Genomic DNA, 21868 nt, shown 5'->3' with positions numbered 1-21868 from the left:
AAGATGACTGACATTCAAGAGGTCGTGAATGGATTACTGCAGGAGCTGCGGCGGGGAACGATCATTATTGGCGTGCTCAGCCAGCTGTCAGAGCCCCAGTACGGATATTCGCTGGTGATGATCTTGGAAGAGAAGGGCATGTCTATTGACCCCGGCACGCTGTATCCCTTGCTAAGAAGACTGGAGAAACAGGGGCTGCTGGACAGCGAGTGGGATACGACGGAGAGCCGGCCGCGGAAGTATTACCGGCGGAGCGAATTCGGAACCGAGGTGTACCGGCAGCTATGCACGGAATGGAAGGAATTGAACCGAAGTGTGGAAGGTTTGCTGGACTTGAATTGATTTTTGAGGAGGAGTGACTCTTGGATTATGTGCAGAGGTATATTTATGCTGTAACTCAGAAGCTGCCCGAAGGACAGAGGGAGGAAATCAGGCTGGAGCTGGAGGGCTTGATTGAGGACATGCTGGACGAGCGCACGCAGGGCGGGCCGGTGACGGATGGCGACATTGAAGCGGTGCTCCGGGAGCTGGGAAGCCCGCATAAGCTGGCGGATCAATACCGCGCCCGGCCAAGATATTTGATTGGCCCCGGATTTTTCGATGCTTATATCTCAGTACTGCGAATTGTCCTGATCTCTATTGGCATCGGGCTTTCGGCGAGCTTCGCTGTTGAAGCTCTCATTACGCCAGCGGAGACGCTGCAGCATTTTATTTCATATATCGTATCGATTATAACCATCGGTGTGCAAGGCTTCGCTTGGGTGACCGTTACCTTTGCCATTATTGAATATGCTGGCGTGAAGCCGGAGGATTTGAACAAAAGCAAGCGGGAATGGTCTCTTGCCGACTTGCCGGAGATCCCTGACCGCAGGCTGCTCATTAAGCGAGGCGAGCCTATCGTGGGGATTATTTTCTCCGTATTGTTCGCCGTCTTGTTTACGTTCTCGGTAGAGCTGATCGGAGTGATTGTGTTTCGGGAGAATTTCAGGGAGGTCGTTCCCATTTTCAATGTAGAGAACTTTGCCCGGTATTTACCGCTCATCTGGGGTCTTACAGCGCTTAGCATATTGAAGGAATCGGTCAAGATTATTTTCGGCAAATGGACGCGCGGTGTGGTGCTGTCCCATGTGGCATTAAATGCGCTCACATTTATTTTGCTGGTTATTATGTTCAAAGATTCTGAGGTCTGGAACCCTTATTTTGTAGATCAACTGGTGCAGTTAAATATTTTGACTCCGGGCAGCGAGGCGTTTGAATGGGTTCAGACGATCTGGGGCGGGGGTCAGCACTGGCTGATATCTATCGTGGCCATTGTGACTGCGATTGATATAGTGTCGGTATGCTTGAAGGTGTATCCCATTCATAAGGGTGCCATGGGGAATGTTAAGAATCACTAACGGCCCAGTGCTTGTATCTGGAACAACTTGGTATACAAGGATATTTGTTTGCCGGGACTCCCATTGGGGTAAAGGTTAGCGTACGTACTCTGTACGCTGACTAACGATCTCGATCGGGGAGGAATCAGTGTTATGGATGAGCAGCACAAATCAGGCGGCAATCGTAAGCAGGAGCAGTTGGAGCAGTTTCGCGTGAAGGATGAAGGCCAGAAGATGACGACAAACCAGGGCCTGCGCGTCTCGGAGGACGAATTCTCCCTTAAGGCCGGGGAGAGGGGCCCGACACTGATGGAGGACTTTCATTTCCGGGAGAAAATGACGCATTTCGACCATGAACGCATCCCGGAGCGCGTCGTGCATGCACGGGGATTCGCGGCTCATGGGGAGTTTGAGCTATATACATCCATGAAGCCGTACACAAAGGCCAAATTTCTGCAGGAGCCCGGGACTGTAACTCCCGTGTTCGTCCGCTTCTCTACCGTTGCAGGCTCCCGCGGCTCGGCGGAGACGGTGCGTGACGCACGGGGGTTTGCGACGAAGTTCTATACCGAGGAAGGCAACTATGATCTGGTCGGCAACAATATTCCCGTATTCTTCATCCAGGATGCTATCAAATTTCCGGATTTGATACACGCGCTGAAGCCCGAGCCGCATCATGAAATGCCCCAGGCGGCCACGGCTCATGATACATTCTGGGATTTCGTGGCGAACAACCAGGAATCCGCGCATATGATCATGTGGGCGATGTCGGACCGCGCCATCCCGCGCAGCTTCCGGATGATGGAGGGCTTCGGGGTGAATACCTTCCGGTTCGTTAACGAACAGGGGAAGGCCCACTTTGTGAAGTTCCATTGGAAGCCTGTGCTAGGGACGCATTCGCTCGTCTGGGACGAGGCGCAGAAGATTGCGGGGAAAGACCCGGACTTTCATCGCCGGGATCTATGGGAGTCGATTGAGCAGGGCAATTATCCGGAGTATGAGCTGGGCGTTCAGCTTCTCCCGGAGGAAGACGAGTTCAAATTCGATTTCGATATTCTCGATGCAACCAAGCTGTGGCCGGAAGAGGACATCCCTGTACAACTGATTGGAAAAATGACGCTGAATCGCAACGTGGACAACGTATTTGCGGAGACAGAGCAGGTGGCCTTCCATCCGGGGCATGTCGTGCCAGGGATCGATTTCACCAATGACCCGCTGCTGCAGGGCCGCTTGTTCTCCTATACGGATACGCAGCTGATTCGGCTTGGGGGACCGAACTTTCATGAGCTGCCGATTAACCGTCCGGTGTGCCCGTTCCACAACAATCAGCGGGACGGCTATGGGCGCCAGACAATTAATGTAGGCCAGGTCAGTTATCATAATAACTCGTTGGCCGGGAATACGCCGTCGCCTGCGGCGGAGGCAGAAGGCGGCTATGTTCATTACCAGGAAAAGGTCGACGGCCGCAAAATCCGTGCTCGGAGCGAGAGCTTCAAGGATCACTTTTCCCAGGCGACCCTCTTCTGGAACAGTATGAGCCTGGCGGAGAAGCAGCACATCATCGACGCCTTTTCGTTCGAGCTCGGCAAGGTCAAGAGCAAGTCGGTACGCCAGCAGGTGGTTGACATGCTCGGCAATGTCAGCCTGAAGCTGGCTGTTCCGGTCGCCGAAGCGATTGGGGCTATACCTCCATCGGGAGCGGGATCGCAGTCCAGCAAATCATCCCCGGCGCTGAGCCAGGAGAACACGGTAAAGTCGCCGAGGACCCGCAAGGTTGGTGTGATCGTAGGTACGGGCTTTGACGGAGCCGAGGCGAAATCGGTGCTGAATGCGCTGATCGCCGAAGGGGTTCAGGCTGAATTCATTAGCGACAAGCTTGGCGTGCTCCACGGATCGGAGAATACGGAATGCGAGGTCGTGTATACGTTCCTGACCGCCGACTCCGTCTTGTTCGATGCGGTTTACGCACTTGGCGGTGAGCTCGCCTCTGCTGACTCAGACCGGAAGGCGGCTTCTTTTATTCAGGAGGCTTACTCGCATTATAAGCCGATTGGGGCAGCCGCGGGCGGCATGAAGTGGCTGGAGCCGCAAATGGAGAACAGCCCAGGTGTCGTTACGGGGGAGAGCGGCAGCAATTTTGCAGCCGGCTTCATTGAGGCCATTGCGGCTCATCGTCACTGGGATCGCGTCTGAGCAGAGGCAGCTTGCGGGCCAACCGCGACAAAAGCCGCAGATGCTTGCGGAGAATTGATAGAGATACGGCAAGACGCCCCGCAGTGGAGAGTGATTCCAACTGCGGGGCGTCTGTTATTCATTATGGTTGCTGGGGCAGCTCGGTTTCTACTACAATTTTAACCGCTTGGCTGATCGCGGGCAGGCTTTTCGTCATGACGGGCTGATAAAACCCGATGACCTTAGTTCCTTGCTCGATGGAGCCCGGCTCTACAGGCTTGCCCTCTTTATCCACGATAGCCGTATCGTCGCTGAGCCGAAGAACGATGTCATTCTGGGACAGGTTGGTCAACCCTTGGCCCTTGACCAGATAACTGGCATGACCTTGCTCATCCGTGCGGATTTCCTCGACCGTCCCTGCGGTTCCGAGCAGCTCGCCGGGCAATTCGGCGTCTAGTACGGTGAGGGTGTAGGCTCCTGTCTGAGGCGGCAGGCTGAGGGTCATGGCTAGCGAATGTTCCGCCTTCACGGTCATTCCAAGCCGCAGATCCGACCACTCCAGCTTCGTTTCGTCAGCACGTTGATATACGGTGTCCTCGCTGACTTTCAGAACAAGCCCGTCAGGCCAGACTCCCTGGATATGAACCGAGGCGTATTTCTCGTCATCCTGAATGGCGGTGATAACGCCGGTGGTTTGGGCGGTTTGCTGATGCACCGGCTGCTCTGGCTGCTGCGCCTGAGTTGTAATAGAGACAGAACCGGCGCTGATGGCTACGGTGGCATGCAGTGCATTCTCGACAAAGGCGGACGGCACATGCAGTTGTCCCTCCGTTAACTCAGGAGCGGCGGGAAGAGAGGCGCTGCTCCCGTTAACCCCATATTCCTTCGCTCCAGCCGTAACGGCTGCGCTCATATCGTCCTTGCTTATAATGGCGGAACGATCCGCTTGACTCCATTTCACGGTATAACCCAGCTGCTCCGCAACAGCACGGAGCGGCAGCATTGTGGCTTCCCCGCCATGCGCTTGGTAGGCCGCCCCAGGCAGAAGCGTTCCGTCGACTTCAATTGCGATAGCTGATGCCTGCGGCGAGGAAACGATCGGCGCGATATTTGCTGAGGCCGATGGCTGGCTCGCTGCCGGCTCTGCCGCCGCAGCGCCAGAAGCTACGATCGCCGTGGACAATGCCAGCATGGCCAGCGAAGTTCTCAAAGTAGTATTCATCATTGTCATTCCTCTCGACTTGTATTGTAAGTAACTCTACAAACCAAGACGGGAGTGTTTATGGAAATGTTGCACAAGGTGACGAATTATACCAGCTTTTTACGGATCGAACCAGAGATCATGTCGATGATTGTAATCATGACGACGATGCCAAGCAGAATAATGCCGACCCTCTCCCAGTTTCGCGAGCTCAGGGCAAAAATGAGCGGCGTTCCGATTCCACCCGCCCCAATGATCCCGAGAATGGTTGCGGAACGGACGTTAATTTCAAATCGGTATAAGGTATAGGACAGAAAACCTGGCAGTACCTGAGGGATCACGGCGAACCACATGATTTGCAGGCGGCTCGCTCCCGAGGCAATCAAGGCTTCGACGGGGCCTTTGTCCAAACTTTCGACCTCGTCGGCAAACAGCTTGCCCAGCATGCCTACGGAATGCAGTCCAAGCGCCAGTACCCCGGCGAAAGAGCCCGGTCCGACGGCCTTAATGAACAGGATGGCCATAATAATCTCTGGAAAAGTACGGATGAAGCTCAGAATCATTTTTCCGGAGCCGGATACCCATCGGGATGAGCTCATATTGGTGGCTGCCCAGAAGGCAAAAGGAATGCAAATGACCGTCGATATAAAGGTGCCAAGCATGGAAATGGCCAGCGTATCCAGCAGCCCTCGCAGCAAATCTTCGCCGTCGGGCAAATATACGTAATCCCAATCCGGCGAGAAGATCCCGGCTATGATTGCCTTCGTAATTTGCCCGGCTGTTTCTTTGATGCCGGTGTAAGGGATGCCGGCGAATGCCCATATATAAATAATGGCGAGCGCGGCGTATATGAGCCACCGATAGGCTCGTTTCCTCGGCTTGCGCCTGATTTCGTTTCCTGGTTTTGTCATAGCAGCTTCTCCCGCAGCTTCATGCTCACATAGTCGATCACAAGCACGATAGCTAATGTAAAAATAATGATGGCACTGGTCTTGTCATATTCCAGAAAACCTAAAGTCACCTCGTAATAGTGCCCGATGCCCCCGGCGCCGACAAGACCGAGAATGGCCGCCGCCCGCACATTAATTTCGAAGGTATAAAGCACGTAAGAAGCGAAGTGCGCCTGAATTTGCGGAATGACGCCGTAAGCGATTCGCTGCGGGGCGTTCGCGCCGACAGAGGTCATCGCCTCCAGCGGGCCGTTATCGATCGTCTCCAGCGCTTCATAGGTCAGCTTGGCGATGAGTCCCATTGAGAATACCGCCAGGGCAAATATGCCCGGCAGCGGACCGAGCCCGAATATGGCGACGAACAGGGCGGCCAGCAGCAAATCCGGGATCGTACGTACGAGATTAAGGAGGAAACGCACCGGATAATAAACCCAGCGGGATTTGACCAAATTGCTGGCGCACAGCAGGGCGACGGGAATAGCGCCGATGGCTCCGAGCGTCGTTCCTACGAGGGCCATGCGAATTGTCTCAAGCATTGCATCGATAATATGGCTGAAATAGCTCCATTTCGGCGGAAACATTTCCCGCAGCAGATCAAGCATATTGGGCAGGCCAGCTACAAGCTCGCTGAGCGTCGATTCCGTTTGCACTGCGCTTCCCCAGAGAAGAAGCAGGATAATAGCTGCCGTCAGCACATGCTTTAACCGGCTAGGGGCCTTCGGGCGGGCATGGATAGGGAGGCTTGGCTTGGCGTTCATACGACCCGCTCCTCCAGCAATTCATCCTGTTGAATCGGCCGTCCATAAATGGAAGCGAAGACCTCGTCCGTTGCCTCGGACACAGGGCCGTCAAAGACGACCTCTCCCGCTCTGAGCCCGATGATCCGAGTGGCGTACGCTCTGGCCAAATCGATGAAATGCAGATTGACGATCGTCGTAATGCCGAGCTCCTGGTTGATTCTTTTTAAATCGTCCATGACCTGCTTCGTCGTCAATGGATCAAGAGAGGCGACCGGCTCATCAGCGAGGATAATTTTGGCTTCCTGGGCGAGCACGCGGGCAATAGCAACCCTCTGCTGCTGTCCGCCGGACAGCTGGTCGGCCCGAACGTAGGCTTTTTCGGCGATGTTGACGCGGCTAAGCGCCTCAAAGGCGATATCGGTGTCCTCCTTCGGGAATAACCCCAGGACGGTGCGCAGCGTAGAGTGGTAGCCGACCCGTCCGGCCATCACGTTGCGCAGCACAGTAGAGCGTTTAACCAGATTGAAGCTTTGAAAAATCATCCCGATATCGCGGCGAATGCTGCGAAGCTGCTGCCCCGATGCGTTCGTAATCGACTTGCCGCCGATGCGGATGTCCCCCTCGGTAATGTCATGCAGCCGGTTCATTGCACGCAGCAGCGTTGATTTGCCTGCCCCCGACAGTCCGACGATGACGACAAACTCGCCTTGGGAAATAGACAGGCTAATCTGGTTTAGACCCTTTGTTCCGTTGGGATAAGTCTTGGATACATTTGTAAGCTCTATCACGTAAATGATCATTCCTTATAATAGTTTTATCGAACAATTCCGCTTAACAGCTCTAAGCATCTCTAAGAACAGGCACAGCCAGTCACAGTGCGGCAGCACTCCAACTGGCTTGCTCATTTTGCGTACGGTGTTCAGAGGTTCCCCATTCCAAATAGTCAGCTTACTCTGTCTTCACTTTCTCCCCGTATTCACGCACGATATCGAAGGTGCTGTCTTCCGATTTCACATAACCCTCATGCGAGTATATTTCCTGAATGATCGCGCGTCCTGCTTCATCCTTGCCGATATCGATGAAGGCGTTGGCGATTTTCTCGCTCCACTCTGCGTTCATGTCCGTGCGAATGGAAACCGTGTCGTTCGGAATCGGCTCGGTGAACGCCAGCACCCGTGTATCCTCAAATACCGTCGGATAGTCGCTCTTTACGACGTTTCTGGCATCCTGAAAAATCGCTGCGGCATCAACATCTCCGTTCAATACGGCGAGCACGCCCTGGTCATGTCCTTTAACCGTAATGGCTTGCACGTCTTTAAGCGGATCGAGCCCCGATTCCATCAGCTTGCCGGCAGGCCATACGAAGCCTGCGGAGGATGTGACGTTCTGATAGGCGATGCGCTTGCCTTTCAAATCGCTTACGGACTGGATCGGGGAGTCTTTCTTGACGATAATCATAGCTTTATAGAAATCGACGAGCTCTTCGGTCGGAGCGCCCGTATCATCCTGTACCCCATAACGCTGGGCTTGCAGAATGACATCGGCAGCGCCTTTCTCTTTAGCCAGAACATAAGCGGTTGGCGGAAGGAAGCCGACATCAACTTTCTTGGAAGCCATCGCTTCAATAATGGTATTGTAATCGGTCGATACGCTGACTTTGACAGGAATGCCAAGGCGGTCGCTCAGCAGCTTTTCCAGCGGTTTTGCTTTTGCTTCAAGGGTATCAGCATTCTGGGATGGAACGAATTGCACGGTGAGCGTCTCCGGCACATAACCTTCGACTTTCGGCGCGTTTGCCGCTTGGTTCTGCTGATCGGCGGATGCGTTCGCCGCAGTATCTGTTCCGGTATTGCTGACAGCAGCATTGCTGCCGCAGCCGCTAAGGAAGGCGACGGACATAAATAAAGGCAGTATAAATCGGGTGATCTTCTTCAAACGGTATGACCTCCACATAAATCTATTTTTTGGATTGCACCATTAACTATAAGAGAGGTTTATTAACGGCTTGTCAGCAGAATTATAGTATTATGTAAAAAAATGTGATTTTCGGGACTGCCTATTTAATATAAATCATGATTTGGCCTGATAGACTAAATAGGAAACGCGTTGGAAATTAGCTATAGAAGGGACTTGAAGATGGCGATGAATAAAACGGCAGCCTGCGAAATTGAAATTCTTGTGACAAGCGATATTCACGGGCATATTTACCCTACAGATTATAGAACGGCAGAGGATAAGAACCTGGGTCTGGCCAAAATAGCCTCGCTAATCCAGGAGGAACGGCGGCAAGCTCCCGACCTGCTCTTGCTGGATAACGGCGATTTGATACAAGGGTCGCCGATGGCCTCGTATGATGTAAAGAAGGGAACGGGGGCAACCCATCCAGCGGCGGCTGTACTGAACCGTCTGTCCTATGACGCGGCTGTCCCGGGGAACCATGAGTTCAATTACGGGCAGGATGTGCTGCGCCGCGTTATGGAAATGTCGGAGTTCCCCTGGTTGTCGGCAAACATTATCGATGCCAAGACGGGGGAGCCTGCCTTCGGCGTACCTTATATCATCAAACAGAGAGGCCCGCTAGATGATCCTGTCAAAGTGGCGATTCTTGGCCTGACGACGCAGTATATTCCCAATTGGGAGAATCCGCTGTATCTTGAAGGCCTCGAGTTTCGTGACGCGATTGAGACGGCGAAGGCATGGGTATCTTTGATCCGGAAGAGGGAGCGCCCCGATCTGCTCGTCGTCTGTTATCACGGCGGCTTCGAGCGGGATCTGGCCAGCGGAGAAGCAAGCGAGAAGCTGACCGGGGAAAATCAGGGCTACGCGCTTTGCCGGGAAGTAGAAGGCATAGATGTGCTGATTACCGGACATCAGCATCGTTTCCTGGCGACGCAGCTTGGTGATGTTACCGTAGTCCAGCCCGGCAGCTTGGGACAGGCTTTGGGCAAGGTCGTAGTTTGTCTGGAGAAGCAGGAGGAAGGATGGATCATTCGCCGTAAAACGGCAGAGCTGCTCCTGGTCGATGATTCGGTAAATGCAGACAGGACGATTCTGGAGATGTTCTCCAGTCTGGAGGCCGCAACACAGAGCTGGCTGGATCAGCCAATCGGGCAGGTGGCGGGAGATATGCGCATCCACAGTCCGTTAATCTGCAGGACGGCGGATCATCCTTTCATTGAGTTCGTAAATAAAGTGCAGATGGAGGCCGCTGGGGCCGCGGTATCGTGCGCCGCCTTGCTGAGTGAGGAGTCCCGCGGCTTTGGCACAACCGTAACCATGCGCGATGTGCTGGGCAATTTCATGTACCCCAATACGTTGACGGTGCTCCGGCTGAAGGGGAAGGATATTCGGGATGCATTGGAGCAGACGGCTGCTTATTTCGTGGCCGGCCCGGATGGCAGGCCTACGGTCAGTTCAGCCTACTTGGAGCCGAAAGCCCAGCATTACAATTACGATATGTGGGAAGGCATCCGGTATGAGCTGGACCCAGCTAAGCCGCTCGGGCAGCGGGTTATGAAACTGACGGATCTTGCCGGCAACGAAATTGAGGATGAGACGGAAATGGATGTGGTCATGAACAGCTACCGGGCCGGCGGCGGGGGAGATTATGAAATGTTCAAAGGAAAGCCCGTCGTGCGGGAAATCGCGGCCGACATGGCTGAGCTGGTCGCGGAATACATTCGGAAGCACCGGATCATTCAGGCCAGCTGCGACCATAATTGGCGGGTTATTGCGCACAATCCTATGGTACAATGACAGACATCAGGGCAAGCTAGAAGTTGTATGAGAACTTCAGCTGATGCGCATAACTTATCGTGAAAGAGGAGCTGACCATTCATGAGCGAACAAATTAATGAGCAAGAACTCGTTCAGTACATTGCCGAGCGCACCGGAGCGAAACCGGAGGCGATCCGGGCTGTGCTGAAGCATGAGGAAGCGTTCATCAACAATGCCCATAAGGGCGCCAAAGGCGATGTCGATATCGATGGCGATGAGCTGGTGGATTACGTGCTGAGCCGGCCGGACGTGAAGCTGGACGAGCTGACCGTGGAGACAATCCTGGAGCTGGAGATGGATTACTTGATGGACAAGGGTCTTGCCGGCTACGTGGATTAGAGCCTTTTGAGACTATTCAAATCCCCTTCTTTGCCTGAGCGGCTGAAGGGGATTTTTGCGCCGCACCGGGTGATAATAGGCCCCGGCATAAAGCCGGTAAAGTATGTTTCTTGTCGAAACACCTATTCCCCAGCTTGGCCCAATGTTATGATATGGCTATTGAAGTTCGTACATAACGAAATAAATCCAGGTTTTACATAGGAGGAACAACCGTGAATGGCCCAATGATCATCACTCTTATCGTTCTGATAACGGCATCGGTGCTGTTTGTTTCGGGAAAAATCCGGTCTGATCTCGTAGCGATCGGATCGCTGATCATTTTGATGCTGCTGGGCATCCTTACTCCAGCTGAGGCGCTATCCGGCTTCTCCAATTCGGTCGTAATCATGATGATCGGATTGTTCGTCGTGGGCGGAGGCATACTTCAGACTGGGCTGGCCAAGATGGCGAGCCGGATACTGCTTCGCCTGGCGGGGACGAGCGAGACCCGGCTGCTGATTATGGTTATGCTTGTAACTTCGTTTATCGGCGCCTTTGTCAGCAATACCGGCACGGTTGCCGTGATGATGCCAATCGTCGTGAGCCTGGCAATAAGTGCGGGTACCCATCCAGGCAAGCTGCTCATGCCGCTCGCCTTTGCCAGCAGTCTTGGCGGGATGCTGACACTGATTGGTACGCCGCCGAACCTGGTGATCCAGGAGACGCTCCAGCAGGCCGGGTATAAAGGGCTGTCCTTTTTCAGCTTTACACCGGTTGGCCTCGTCTGCTTGGCTGCGGGCATCGTCGGCCTGCTCTTTCTGCGCCGCTTTCTGCCTGACCACCAGAGGGCGGAGGGCAAGCGGAAGAAGAATGGCCGCTCGCTACAGGAGCTCGCCAGGCAGTATCAGTTAACGCAAAATTTATTTCGCGTTCAGGTAGGTAAGGATTCGCCGATTCAATCAAAAACGCTGCAGGAGCTTGATATTTCGGCCAGGTTCGAGGTCAACATCATTGAAATCCGCCGTAAAATCTCGGCGAAGAACCAATTTTTCAAGACGATTAACCAAGAGATTGCCGGGCCGGATACCGTCATTCACGAGGATGATATTCTGTATGTCAACGGTACGTTTGAGCGAGCGGAGCAATTTGCCTTGCACTACGGGTTGAGCTTGCTTGATCGTCACGTCCCGGAAAGAAGCGGTCCGCAGCCCGAGCAGGATGCACAGTATGCGACGAGTGAGGTGGGCATTGCCGAAGTGATGTTAACACCGAACTCCAGCCTGATCGGCAGGCTGGTCAAGCATTCAGGATTCCGCGAGAAATACCGTGTGAATATTCTCGGCATTCAGCGGAAGGAGCACTATCTGCTGCATAATTTGAAGGAGGAGCGGATGAGATTCGGCGATGCCCTGCTCGTCCAAGGCACGTGGAAGGATATCGCGCTGCTGGCTGCGGATCAGGCTAACGTCGTTGTTGTCGGCCAGCCAATCGAAGAATCGCGCAAGGTAACAATGGACATCAAGGCCCCGATCGCTGCAGGCATTATGCTGCTCATGGTGATCCTGCTCATTACCGAGCTGGTGCCTGCTGTGGCGGCCGTCATGATCGCCGCCGTACTGATGGTTGTCTTCGGCTGCGTCCGCAATATGGAGGAGGCGTATAAAAGCATCAACTGGGAGAGCATCGTCTTAATCGGCGGAATGATCCCGATGTCGATCGCCATTGAGAAGACCGGAGCAGCTGCGCTGCTGTCCGAGGGGCTGGTGAGTACGCTTGGCGGTTATGGTCCGATTGTGCTGCTGGCCGGGGTATATTTCACGACATCCCTGCTCACGATGTTTATCAGCAATACGGCTTGCGCGGTACTGTTTGCGCCCATCGCCCTTACCTCAGCGATTCAGCTTGGCGTAAGCCCGTATCCGTTTCTGTTTGCGGTTTCGATCGGGGCAAGCATGTGCTTTGCGTCTCCGTTCTCGACGCCGCCAAACGCACTTGTCATGTCAGCTGGACGATATAAATTCAGCCATTATATTAAGGTTGGCCTCCCGCTGCAAATCTTTATCGGTATAGTGATGGTGGCGATGCTGCCGATATTTTTCCCGTTTTAATCAGGTACGTCCTCGTTTGCGGCTGCGGCTGCGACCGGGGGCGTTTTTCTATGGGGTGAGAAATCAGAATGACAATTATAACTGTTTAAATGCAATATATATTTGACATTATGACGCTTATGTTGTAGATTTAGGGTGTGAAACGAGTGTTTATTATATCTACACAGAGAGGGTGTACGGACATGAAATGGTTTCAATGGCTTTCAAGTCGGGGCAAGCAAGCGGACGAAAGAATCGTGAATATCCAAAATAAAATTTACAAGGAAATATACATACTGGTCATGTTGATCTGCTTGGCTTCGGTGATCGGCAAATTCATCATGCTGGGCACGGATACACCGGTAATCACAGAAGTCGCCATTTTGCTGGCTTCCAGCCTCTATTATTTGATTCGTTCGGCTTCCCTGGGTATTTATTCAGATGCCGTCGAGGTTCACGATCGAACGAGCAAATTCAAGATGAGCACCAAGAATATCATTGCAGGCAGCGTTTTGGGTGTAGGACTGGCCTTGTTCTTTGGCTTCCGCAGCGCAGTTCTTTATGCTGACGGGGGATTGCAGTCTCTTTGGTATTTCGTGCTTGTGGCCATCGTCTCATTGATGATTTATGTTCCGCTGTTCCTGGCGTTAACCTTCGGCCTTCATTCAGTGGCGAATAAAGCCAGTGCTCACGTGAACAAGGATGATCTGGAATGAAGAACCTCAGAATGAAGCTGGCGAGAGTCGAAAAGGACTTGTCCCAGGAGCAGCTGGCTCAAATCGTTGGCGTATCGAGGCAGACCATCGGGTTAATCGAGCTTGGAAAGTACAATCCCAGCCTTAGCTTGTGCGTGGCGATCTGCAAAGCTTTGTCGAAGACGCTGAATGATCTTTTTTGGGAGGAATAGCCGCAGGCAGCGGCATCCCGGTCAACAGAACCTAGATTTACTTGGATATGGGCATATTGTCTGCGCAAGAATGGCTGTTCTAGTAAAAAATCCCCACAGTTTAGCCGATAAATAATTCAGACGGGTAAATAGAATGGGGGCCTTCCAAACATGAGGAGTCGGATATATCTCATATTCTGCAGCGTATTGTTTTGCATCCTGCTGACCTCCTGCAGTTTGATCGATGAGCTGAAGGGAAGCTCAAGCGTCAATGTCAATGGAGCAAGCATAGAAGAAGAGCATGCAGCCGCCAAGTACGGCGCTTATATTAATTTAAACAATATGATGACCGGCGGAACGTTCGATAGAGCGATCGAGGGTTATATTAGCGAATTTGGCATGGATGAAAATATGTATATCAGCGAGGACTTCAGCGGCAGTGAACTCGCCTCTTTTCCGGGGTTGGACGGACTGGCGAAGACAGTGAACACTGCAGTGGACCGCGCGGCCGGTGAACCGTCGTATGGAGCTGCAGACGAAGCGCTCATTCAACTAGGCCCGGTAATACTTGATCTGCTGGATACGATAGAGGAAATAACCGATTACTATAACGATGGGACGTACGCCGACGATCAGTTTGCCAAAGGCAAGGAGCTGCATAGCCAATTTATTGCCCAATACCATACATACGAGCCATTGGCCAACCAGTTTTATAACGATTTTGACCAGATTGCGGCGGAGCAGAAGCTCAGTGATTTGGATAAGCTTAAAGAGCAGGACTACTTAATCCGGTATCATGCCCTTAGCGTAGTGATGCGTGCGCAGGATATTGAAAAGGCCTTTTTTGAAGCCGAAATTTTTGATGAAAATATTTTGGACTGCAACCTGGAGGAATATAGAATTTTGTTTGACTTGCTGGTTCAGGATTCGAAGCAGTTTACGGAATATGCGAAGGATGCCAAGCGGAGGAAGCAGGAGACCTGGGCGACGGTCCCGGAATTGGACGCCGCTTTGCAGGAGGTCATCGGAACGGCAACCGATATTTTAACCATTTTAGAAACAAAGGATACGAGCAGCAACAGGGACAACAATCTTGTGAGCAGCTACTTCTCTAAGGTGTCGAACCTGATCGACGCTTATAATTACAATATTCGAATGGATAAGGCATAGTAAATTTTTGCAACAGAGGCAGGCGGATATCAGCCTGTCTTTTTTGTGTTCAAGGAAGAACTGGCGCTAACCTATGTTGATTCGTGTTATACTATAGAGAACAAATGTTCTTAATAGATCGGCGGTGGACATCGTGAATCATCAGGTAGAAATCGCCGTCCGTCATCTGGTCGAGTATGTGTTCCGAAGCGGAAGCCTGGAGGGCGGATTTCGGAGCGCCGCCACCTTGACGGAAGGCACGAAAGCACATCAGAGGGCACAGCAGCAATACGGAGAATTGGATCAAAAGGAAGTATATTTGTCGCTGAAAGTGCCTTGCGGAGAGTTCGTCTTCGTCATTGACGGGCGTTGCGACGGCCTGCTGGTTGATGAGGACGGGCAGGTGACGATCGATGAGATCAAATCTACGGCTATGGAGCTGGACGAGATTGGGTCCGATACCTTCCCCGTCCACTGGGCGCAGGCGAAATGCTACGCATATATGTATGCCGTGGCAAACGATGTCCCGGATATGAACATTCAGCTGACATATGTTCAGGTTGATATGGATGTACACAAGCGATTCGTACAGAGGATGACGCGCGAGCAATTGGAGGCATTCGTGGCCGATGTGATTCAGAGATACGCCCCTTATGCTGAAATGCTGCATTCTCACCGGGCGAAGCGGGATGCAAGCATCGACGGATTAGCCTTTCCTTTTCCAGCGTATCGTCAAGGACAGCGAAAGCTTGCGGGCGCAGTATATACAAGCATTGCCGAGAAGGTCAAGCTGTTTGCCCAGGCGCCGACGGGAATCGGCAAGACGATGTCGACGATATTCCCGGCGGTTAAGGCGATTGGCACCGGGTTGCTGCAGCGTATTTTCTACCTTACAGCTAAGACGATTACGCGGACTGCGGCAGAGGAGGCCTTTGCACGCCTGCAGGCTGCGGGACTGCAACTTCATGCGGTAACCATTACCGCGAAGGAGAAGATTTGCTTTCAGGAACAGATCAGCTGCCGGAAAGAAGACTGTATTTATGCGGACGGCTACTATGATCGGGTGAACGGAGCCATCCTCGATATGCTTGGCCACGAGACCTTGATTGACCGCGGAGTCATCGAGGCGTACGCTCGCAAGCACCGTGTCTGTCCGTTCGAATTTTCGCTGGATGCCGCTTATGCCGCCGATGCGGTGATTTGCGACTATAATTATATTTTTGATCCGCGGGTTTCCTTGAAAAGGCAGCTTGCCGAGCACAAACGGCATACCGCTTTGCTGGTGGACGAGGCCCATAACTTGGTGGACCGCTCCAGAGAGATGTTTTCCAGCGCGCTCGGCAAGTCGTCATTTCTCGCATTGCAGCGGGAATTTAAGGCGGCGAACAAGAGATTGTCTGCGGCGGCTAAAGCGGTAAACGCCCATTTCATCCAGCGGAGAAAGCAGGCGGAGGAGAAGCGTTTGATCGAGCGCGAGGCTCCAGACGAGCTGCTGCAGCTGCTGGAGGATTTCGTCCAGCAGGCGGAACGCGAATTGGCTGGGGGGACAGGGGGCTATGGTCCGGAAACAGGGCCGCTGCTGCTTGAGACGTATTTTGAAGCCGTCCATTTTGTGAAAATCGGCAAGCTGTACGATGAACGCTATGTAACGTACGTGAATATTTCCGGCCAGGAGGTGCGAGTAAGAATGTTCTGTCTGGACCCCTCTCATCTGCTGCGGGAAATGGGAAAAGGCTACCGCTCGCATATTTATTTCTCGGCGACGCTGGCGCCGATCGGCTTTTACAGGGATATGCTAGGGGCGGAAGCCGATGATTATACGCTATCTGTCCCATCCCCCTTTTCTAGGGAGCAATTGGAGATTGTGCTGCTGCCCTTATCGACGCGCTATCGTGACCGGGCAACAACGGTAGATCCGCTCGCCGCTTATTTGCGGGAATTGACGGAGCGGCGGACCGGGAACTATTTGTTCTTTTTTCCCTCCTATGCTTACATGAATATGGTTTATGAACGCTTTATGGCAGGAGATCCTAAGGCGGATACGCTGGTTCAGCATGGGGAAATGTCGGAGGCAGAGCGGGAGGATTTCTTAGCTGCATTTGAAGCCGGCCGATCCGGCGGGGCATTGATAGGGTTTGCGGTAATGGGCGGCATTTTCTCCGAAGGCATCGATTTAGTGGGCAACCGCTTGACGGGCGTGGTCGTTGTTGGCGTGGGCTTGCCGCAAATCGGCCTGGAGCGGAATATTATCCGCGATTATTTCGATCGGACGGGGAGGAACGGTTATGATTATGCCTATGTGTTTCCGGGTATGAACAAGGTTCTTCAGGCGGGAGGGCGGCTTATCCGTTCCGAGCAGGACACGGGATTGCTGGTGCTGGTCGATGACCGGTACCTTCAGCCGCATTACGCCAGGCTGCTTCCAGCGGAGTGGAGCGACCACGCTATAATCACATTGTAGCCCGTGCCGTCCCCATAGGATGTTATTTATCCAAGAGCACTTTTGAGGCCTGCTAGGCCTCGAAGGTGCTTTTTTCCTGCCGGGACAATTTGACTCTTGGTCGTCTAAGATTTAAGATAAAAATATAATAGTTAAAACCTTTAAACTATTATATTGGATGAATTAAATTTTGGATAAAAGGAACAGAGGTGAGGGGCGCTGAATAAGCAGGAACGCTTGTCAGCTATGATATCTGGCTATATGAACCGGTTCGTCGTCGGCTATGCCAAATTGCTCGAGCACGATTTGACGGCACCTCAGTATTTGATCATTCAAATTCTGGCTGAGGACGAGCCGAAGAGCTGCTCAGAGCTGGCAGAGGTATTGGATGTCACATTGCCGGCCATAACTAATCTGTCCAACAAGCTGGCAGCCAAAGGTTATATTGAACGCATAACCCCGGATACCGACCGTCGCAGCGTCTATCTGCAGCTTACGGAGCAAGGACATGAAGTGATGGCAACCATGCTTGAAAGATACCAGGAGCTGACCAAACCGATGTGGGACAGTCTTACGGAACAAGAAATCGATACATTGATAAGCGCTTACGAAAAAATGGGGAGCTTGCTGCCAGTCGGCAAGATCCAGAAATGACAACGGGAGGATACCATCATGGGTAGATTAGACCATAAAGTTGCTATCATTACAGGTGCAGCCGGAGGGATGGGGAAGGCGGACGCTCTCCTTTTTGCCAAAGAAGGAGCCAAGGTGGCCATTTCCGACATCCAGGAGGATAAAGTTCAGGAGGTTGTCCGGGAAATTGAGCAGAACGGCGGGGAGGCGATCGGCTTCACGCATGACGTAGCCTCCGAAGAGGATTGGGTTCGCGTGGTTGAAGGCACGATCGCAAAATTCGGTAAAATCGATATTCTGGTCAACAATGCCGGGGTATCAAACGCGACCCCATTTCTGGAGCTGACCATCGAGCAGTGGGAGAAGACGATGTCCATCAACGTAACTAGCGTATTTCTCGGACAGAAGCATGTCATCCCGCACATGATCAATAATGGCGGCGGTTCAATTATTAACATTTCTTCGATAGCCGGGCTTACAGGCGGAAGCGGTACAGGCCCGTACACGGCTAGCAAGGGAGCGGTTCGCATGCTCACCAAGGCGACAGCTGTCGACTATGCGAAGCATAACATTCGCGCCAATTCGGTGCACCCGGGCTTTATTGAGACGCCGATGACCGTCGATATGATGAATGATGAGAAAATGAGAAACTGGTTCCTCTCGATGACGCCGCTGCCACGGCTGGGCAAAGCGGGGGACATCGCCGCAGGCGTATTGTTCCTCGCATCCGACGAGTCCTCCTACATTACGGGGATTGAGCTGCCGATCGACGGCGGATATGCTGCGAAATAACAATTCCGATGTATTTGTTCATATAGGATATGAAGTTGACAAGACAAGCTCATACTAACCAAGACTATAATCATCAAGGAGAGTGTCATTCATGTCAAATTTGGAGCAGGTAGCGGTTATTGCAGGTGCCGGCAGCGGCATCGGCCGCGTCACCAGCTTGAAGCTGGCGGCAAACTACAAGGTAGTTCTTGTCGACTTCAATGCGGAGACGGGGGAGGAGACGCTGCAGCTTGTCAAGTCGCAGGGCGGGGAAGGGATCTTTGTCCAGGCGAACGTGGCTAAGAGCGAGGATGTTCAGAACTTCGTCAATAAGGCTGTGGAAGCCTACGGACGGATCGACTTTTTCTTCAACAATGCCGGAGTCGTACAGAAATTCGCGAAGACCGCGGACGTGGAGGAAGCGGAATTCGACCGTCTAGTGGCCGTCAACCTAAAAGGCGTCTTCCTCGGCATGAAATATGTGCTGAAGGTAATGGAGAAGCAGGGCGGCGGCCATATCCTCAATACCGCGTCAACGGCGGGCATCCGCAGTGAGCATAGCGCCGGCGTCTATTCAGCAACTAAGCACGGGGTTGTCGGACTAACGAAGTCGGCGGCGATGGAATATGTGAAGCAGGGCATCCGTGTCAACGCAATTTGTCCTGGAGGCGTAAAGACCCCATTGACCCAAAACGTGGCGAAGTCCTTCCAAGAGGGCGGCTATGTGCCTGAAGAAATTTCGAACATGCGCATGGGGCGTCCGGCTGAACCTGAGGAGATCGCCGGGGTGGTCGCCTTCCTGGCTTCTCCTGATTCCAGCTACATGACGGGGTCGCTGGTTACCGTGGATGGCGGATTAACGCTGTAAGCCTAATTTGCGCCTTTAAATTGAGCTTAGCTTTGAAGTAATGCACAAAGAGAAGAGACCCGTTCCCCGTATCTCAGGATACGATTAGGAACGGGTCTCTTATGTTGTTCAGGATCAGTTGAAAATAGCTTCTATAGCGGCAGCAAGGCTACTTCGGATTGAGCTTCCAAACGCTTCACCATGTCATACCAGGACTGCGGCCGGTTAGGCAGCACAGCGTAATAACGCTTAAGGAAGCTGACGATCAGCTCGGCCGACAGCCGATCCTGCTCGTCGTCGGTAGGCAGGAAGCACAGATCGAGCCCCGTCACGGCTTCCCCGTCATTGTTCCAGGACGGATGCACGTATTCGAAGTCGAGGCGCTTGTAGCCCAGATGCGAAAGTACTTCACGGCGCACGAAAGGATCCATCGGCTTCACGCCGCCGAATTCATGCTCTCCTACCTGGTAAGGATCATAGATCTCCGCGAACATGCCATGCAGCTTGACGCCGTTCTCCGCAGCCAGCGCCTCCAGATCCTTGCCCCGCTGCTTCGCCAGGAAGGGTCCTATCCCAAGCCCGGAGCGCCCGATAATCGTGAAATCCGTCATGGCCACGTTAAAATCCTCATAATAGCGGTATTCCGTAGCTCCAACCACCTTGCCTTCATGTACGGCGACAAATACGCGAATGCCCGGGTCCTCCAGCGGCTCCTTCCACAGGCCGAATTCCAGCACTTCCTCAGGCGGGAACACTTCCTGCATCAGCTCGTGCATGCTGCGGAACAAAGGATCTTCAATGCTCGTAATGCGATGATATTCCATAGGTGAACCTCCTAATCGTCTTTTTATTGTTCTAGGTCATTTATCTTTTAAAGGGATTCCGCCATTCCATTAATGCCCCATAATGGCAGGATTCCTCGTCCTCCAGATAGTTAGGGACGACGCCGACCGGCGTGCGGCCGCAGCGAAGCATGAAGGTGATGATCGGATCCTTCAGCCTGCCGCTGATTACGGCTTCAAGGTATTCTTCTGCCGTCATATTCCCGGCATGTAAATGATATCCGGGCATTCGCCCGCCGCCGAGCAGCCTGTCAATCCCGAGCTGGACAACGACGTCGTACATGGACAGCATCAGCCACTTACCCAGTCCCAGCTTCCGGTACGTGGGGCGAACGCTAATATCCGCCACGTACAGCGTGCCTCCATGAGGGTCATGGTTACGGATATACCCGCCGTCGGTCACTTCTTCCCAAGTATGGGCATGGCCTGGCTGAACGCTCTCGTTCTTCACGAGCAGCCCCGTCATCGATCCGGCGATTTCACCGTTGATTTCGATGCACAGCGCTCCTTCCGGGAACAGTCGGACATGATTGCCAAGCTGCTCCGTATTCCACCACAGCTCGGGCGGGAAGGGAGGCGGAAAACTCTCTTGCTGCACCGCAATCAGGCCGGGGAAGTCTCCTGGGCCATAGTTCCGAATGACGGCTGGAACAGGGCGATTCCCGTCAAATACATACAGCTCTTTATGATACATGGCAAGCCCTCCTTCACGAAAAGCAGCTGACTATTTCCAATCCGTGTATAAATCGGTGCGCCGATCCCGCCAGGTTGTGACCGAGCCGCTGTCCCGCACTTGATAGAGGAGCTCCAGATCCAGGTCGGCGGTCACGATCATGTCATGGTTGATTTCGCCTTCGGCCAGCAGGCCGCGCGGCGGGAACGGAATATCGTTTGGTGTAATGATCGCCGCCTGTCCGAAGTTGGCGCGCATGAAATCGACCGTTGGCAGCGCGCCGACCGTTCCGGTAAGGACAACGTAGATCTGGTTCTCAATCGTTCGGGCATGGCTCGTATAGCGAACGCGGTGGAAGCCGTGGCGATCGTCGGTGCATGAAGGACAGAATATGACGTCCGCGCCCTTGGCTTTGGCCATTCGCACAATTTCCGGGAACTCAATGTCGTAGCAGGTGAGCATGGCGATTGTTCCTTTGTCCGTCTCGAACACCTGCAGACCCTCGCCTGCGCTCATGTTCCATTCCTTCACTTCTGTTGGGGTGATATGCAGCTTGGGCTGCTCCCCGATCCTGCCGTCAGGATAGAACAAATGCGCCGTATTGTACAGCTTGCCGCCTTTGCGGACGACATGGGTTCCCCCGATAATATGAGTGCCGCTCTCTTTGGCCAGCGCCGTAAAGAGCTCCAAATATGGCTCCGTAAATTCGGGAAGTTCGTTTATGGTCAACGCCTGACCGCGCTCGTTCCCGATGGACATTAATTGCGTGGTGAAGAACTCGGGAAACAGAATGAACTCGGCATCGTATTCCGCTGCTGTTCTTACGTAATGCCGGCATTGGTCGGCAAACTCCTCGAAGGAGCGGATCGTATGAAGATGATATTGTACTGCAGATACCCTGATTTTCATTAGTACCTCCCCATATGAGTAATTAATGGCAGCCTAGCTGTTGAACATTCAGAATAGCTCTTTTTACATAAAATTTAAAGTGTTTTTGTATAGTGTG

The 21868-nt window shown here is 53.0% G+C and carries 21 protein-coding genes; 13 read left to right on the top strand and 8 right to left on the bottom strand.

The annotated features are described in order from the left end of the window. The first annotated feature begins 3 nt into the window (after nt 1–3). From GNP95_RS18310 to GNP95_RS18300, 3 genes are all read left to right on the top strand, one after another. Nucleotides 4–342, top strand: a complete 339-nt coding sequence (locus tag GNP95_RS18310) for a PadR family transcriptional regulator (protein WP_155612287.1) — start codon at nt 4–6, stop codon at nt 340–342. A gap of 29 nt (nt 343–371) precedes the next feature. Then, nucleotides 372–1397 carry an HAAS signaling domain-containing protein gene (locus GNP95_RS18305; protein WP_413773761.1) on the top strand — a complete coding sequence of 342 codons (1026 nt, stop codon included), beginning with the start codon at nt 372–374 and terminating at the stop codon, nt 1395–1397. Nucleotides 1398–1529: 132 nt separating this feature from the next. Beyond that, nucleotides 1530–3569: a catalase gene (locus GNP95_RS18300; RefSeq protein ID WP_155612285.1), complete on the top strand. Its 2040-nt coding sequence runs from the start codon at nt 1530–1532 to the stop codon at nt 3567–3569. A gap of 121 nt (nt 3570–3690) precedes the next feature. On the opposite strand, the gene GNP95_RS18295 is transcribed toward GNP95_RS18300, so the two are convergent. From GNP95_RS18295 to GNP95_RS18275, 5 genes are all read right to left on the bottom strand, one after another. Next, the gene (locus tag GNP95_RS18295; protein ID WP_230873899.1) at nt 3691–4773 is read right to left on the bottom strand and encodes a copper amine oxidase N-terminal domain-containing protein; all 1083 of its coding nucleotides are present in this window, start codon (nt 4771–4773) and stop codon (nt 3691–3693) included. Between the two features lie 83 nt (nt 4774–4856). Continuing rightward, entirely contained in the window at nt 4857–5660 is an 804-nt protein-coding gene (phnE, locus tag GNP95_RS18290) for a phosphonate ABC transporter, permease protein PhnE (protein ID WP_155612283.1), read from the bottom strand. Continuing rightward, nucleotides 5657–6457, bottom strand: coding sequence for a phosphonate ABC transporter, permease protein PhnE (phnE, locus tag GNP95_RS18285; protein WP_155612282.1), 801 nt, complete (start codon nt 6455–6457; stop codon nt 5657–5659). The genes phnE (GNP95_RS18290) and phnE (GNP95_RS18285) overlap by 4 nt, the downstream gene beginning before the upstream one ends. Next, nucleotides 6454–7227, bottom strand: coding sequence for a phosphonate ABC transporter ATP-binding protein (gene phnC / locus GNP95_RS18280; RefSeq protein WP_283926206.1), 774 nt, complete (start codon nt 7225–7227; stop codon nt 6454–6456). The genes phnE (GNP95_RS18285) and phnC overlap by 4 nt, the downstream gene beginning before the upstream one ends. Before the next feature lie 160 nt (nt 7228–7387). Next, nucleotides 7388–8374, bottom strand: coding sequence for a phosphate/phosphite/phosphonate ABC transporter substrate-binding protein (locus GNP95_RS18275; RefSeq protein ID WP_155612280.1), 987 nt, complete (start codon nt 8372–8374; stop codon nt 7388–7390). 207 nt (nt 8375–8581) lie between these two features. On the opposite strand from GNP95_RS18275, the gene GNP95_RS18270 reads away from it, so the two are divergent. The 10 genes from GNP95_RS18270 (at nt 8582) to GNP95_RS18225 (ending at nt 19368) form a co-directional block, all read left to right on the top strand. Further along, a complete protein-coding gene (locus GNP95_RS18270; RefSeq protein WP_155612345.1) occupies nt 8582–10195 on the top strand; it encodes a bifunctional metallophosphatase/5'-nucleotidase in 1614 nt (537 codons plus the stop codon). An 81-nt stretch (nt 10196–10276) separates the two neighbouring features. Next, on the top strand, nt 10277–10555 hold the full coding sequence (locus GNP95_RS18265) for a hypothetical protein (protein WP_155612279.1): 279 nt from the start codon (nt 10277–10279) through the stop codon (nt 10553–10555). Nucleotides 10556–10767: 212 nt separating this feature from the next. Continuing rightward, a complete protein-coding gene (locus GNP95_RS18260) occupies nt 10768–12642 on the top strand; it encodes an SLC13 family permease (protein ID WP_330163505.1) in 1875 nt (624 codons plus the stop codon). A gap of 182 nt (nt 12643–12824) precedes the next feature. Beyond that, nucleotides 12825–13337, top strand: coding sequence for a DUF6773 family protein (locus GNP95_RS18255; RefSeq protein ID WP_155612278.1), 513 nt, complete (start codon nt 12825–12827; stop codon nt 13335–13337). Further along, nucleotides 13334–13528, top strand: a complete 195-nt coding sequence (locus tag GNP95_RS18250; RefSeq protein ID WP_155612277.1) for a helix-turn-helix transcriptional regulator — start codon at nt 13334–13336, stop codon at nt 13526–13528. The genes GNP95_RS18255 and GNP95_RS18250 overlap by 4 nt, the downstream gene beginning before the upstream one ends. Before the next feature lie 150 nt (nt 13529–13678). Further along, complete coding sequence (locus GNP95_RS18245; RefSeq protein ID WP_155612276.1) at nt 13679–14677, top strand: DUF3829 domain-containing protein; 999 nt, start codon at nt 13679–13681, stop codon at nt 14675–14677. 133 nt (nt 14678–14810) lie between these two features. Next, nucleotides 14811–17117, top strand: coding sequence for an ATP-dependent DNA helicase (locus tag GNP95_RS18240; RefSeq protein ID WP_330163504.1), 2307 nt, complete (start codon nt 14811–14813; stop codon nt 17115–17117). 225 nt (nt 17118–17342) lie between these two features. After that, a complete protein-coding gene (locus GNP95_RS18235; RefSeq protein ID WP_155612275.1) occupies nt 17343–17750 on the top strand; it encodes a MarR family transcriptional regulator in 408 nt (135 codons plus the stop codon). An 18-nt stretch (nt 17751–17768) separates the two neighbouring features. Further along, complete coding sequence (locus tag GNP95_RS18230) at nt 17769–18521, top strand: SDR family NAD(P)-dependent oxidoreductase (RefSeq protein WP_155612274.1); 753 nt, start codon at nt 17769–17771, stop codon at nt 18519–18521. 91 nt (nt 18522–18612) lie between these two features. After that, nucleotides 18613–19368, top strand: a complete 756-nt coding sequence (locus GNP95_RS18225; RefSeq protein WP_155612273.1) for an SDR family NAD(P)-dependent oxidoreductase — start codon at nt 18613–18615, stop codon at nt 19366–19368. A gap of 131 nt (nt 19369–19499) precedes the next feature. Here the strand turns inward: GNP95_RS18225 and GNP95_RS18220 are convergent, their stop codons facing one another. Genes GNP95_RS18220 through GNP95_RS18210 form a run of 3 tightly spaced genes read right to left on the bottom strand, consistent with a single transcriptional unit; the run spans nt 19500 to nt 21771 of the window. Then, on the bottom strand, nt 19500–20171 hold the full coding sequence (locus tag GNP95_RS18220; RefSeq protein ID WP_155612272.1) for a GNAT family N-acetyltransferase: 672 nt from the start codon (nt 20169–20171) through the stop codon (nt 19500–19502). Nucleotides 20172–20211: 40 nt separating this feature from the next. After that, a complete protein-coding gene (locus GNP95_RS18215) occupies nt 20212–20883 on the bottom strand; it encodes a GNAT family N-acetyltransferase (RefSeq protein ID WP_155612271.1) in 672 nt (223 codons plus the stop codon). Between the two features lie 30 nt (nt 20884–20913). After that, a complete protein-coding gene (locus GNP95_RS18210) occupies nt 20914–21771 on the bottom strand; it encodes a carbon-nitrogen hydrolase family protein (RefSeq protein WP_155612270.1) in 858 nt (285 codons plus the stop codon). Between the last annotated feature and the right edge of the window lie 97 nt (nt 21772–21868).

Source organism: Paenibacillus woosongensis, from assembly GCF_009725165.1.
GTDB lineage: Bacteria > Bacillota > Bacilli > Paenibacillales > Paenibacillaceae > Fontibacillus > Fontibacillus woosongensis.
The sequence above is the reverse complement of the archived record's forward strand: the minus strand, read 5'-3'. Positions and strand labels throughout refer to the sequence as shown.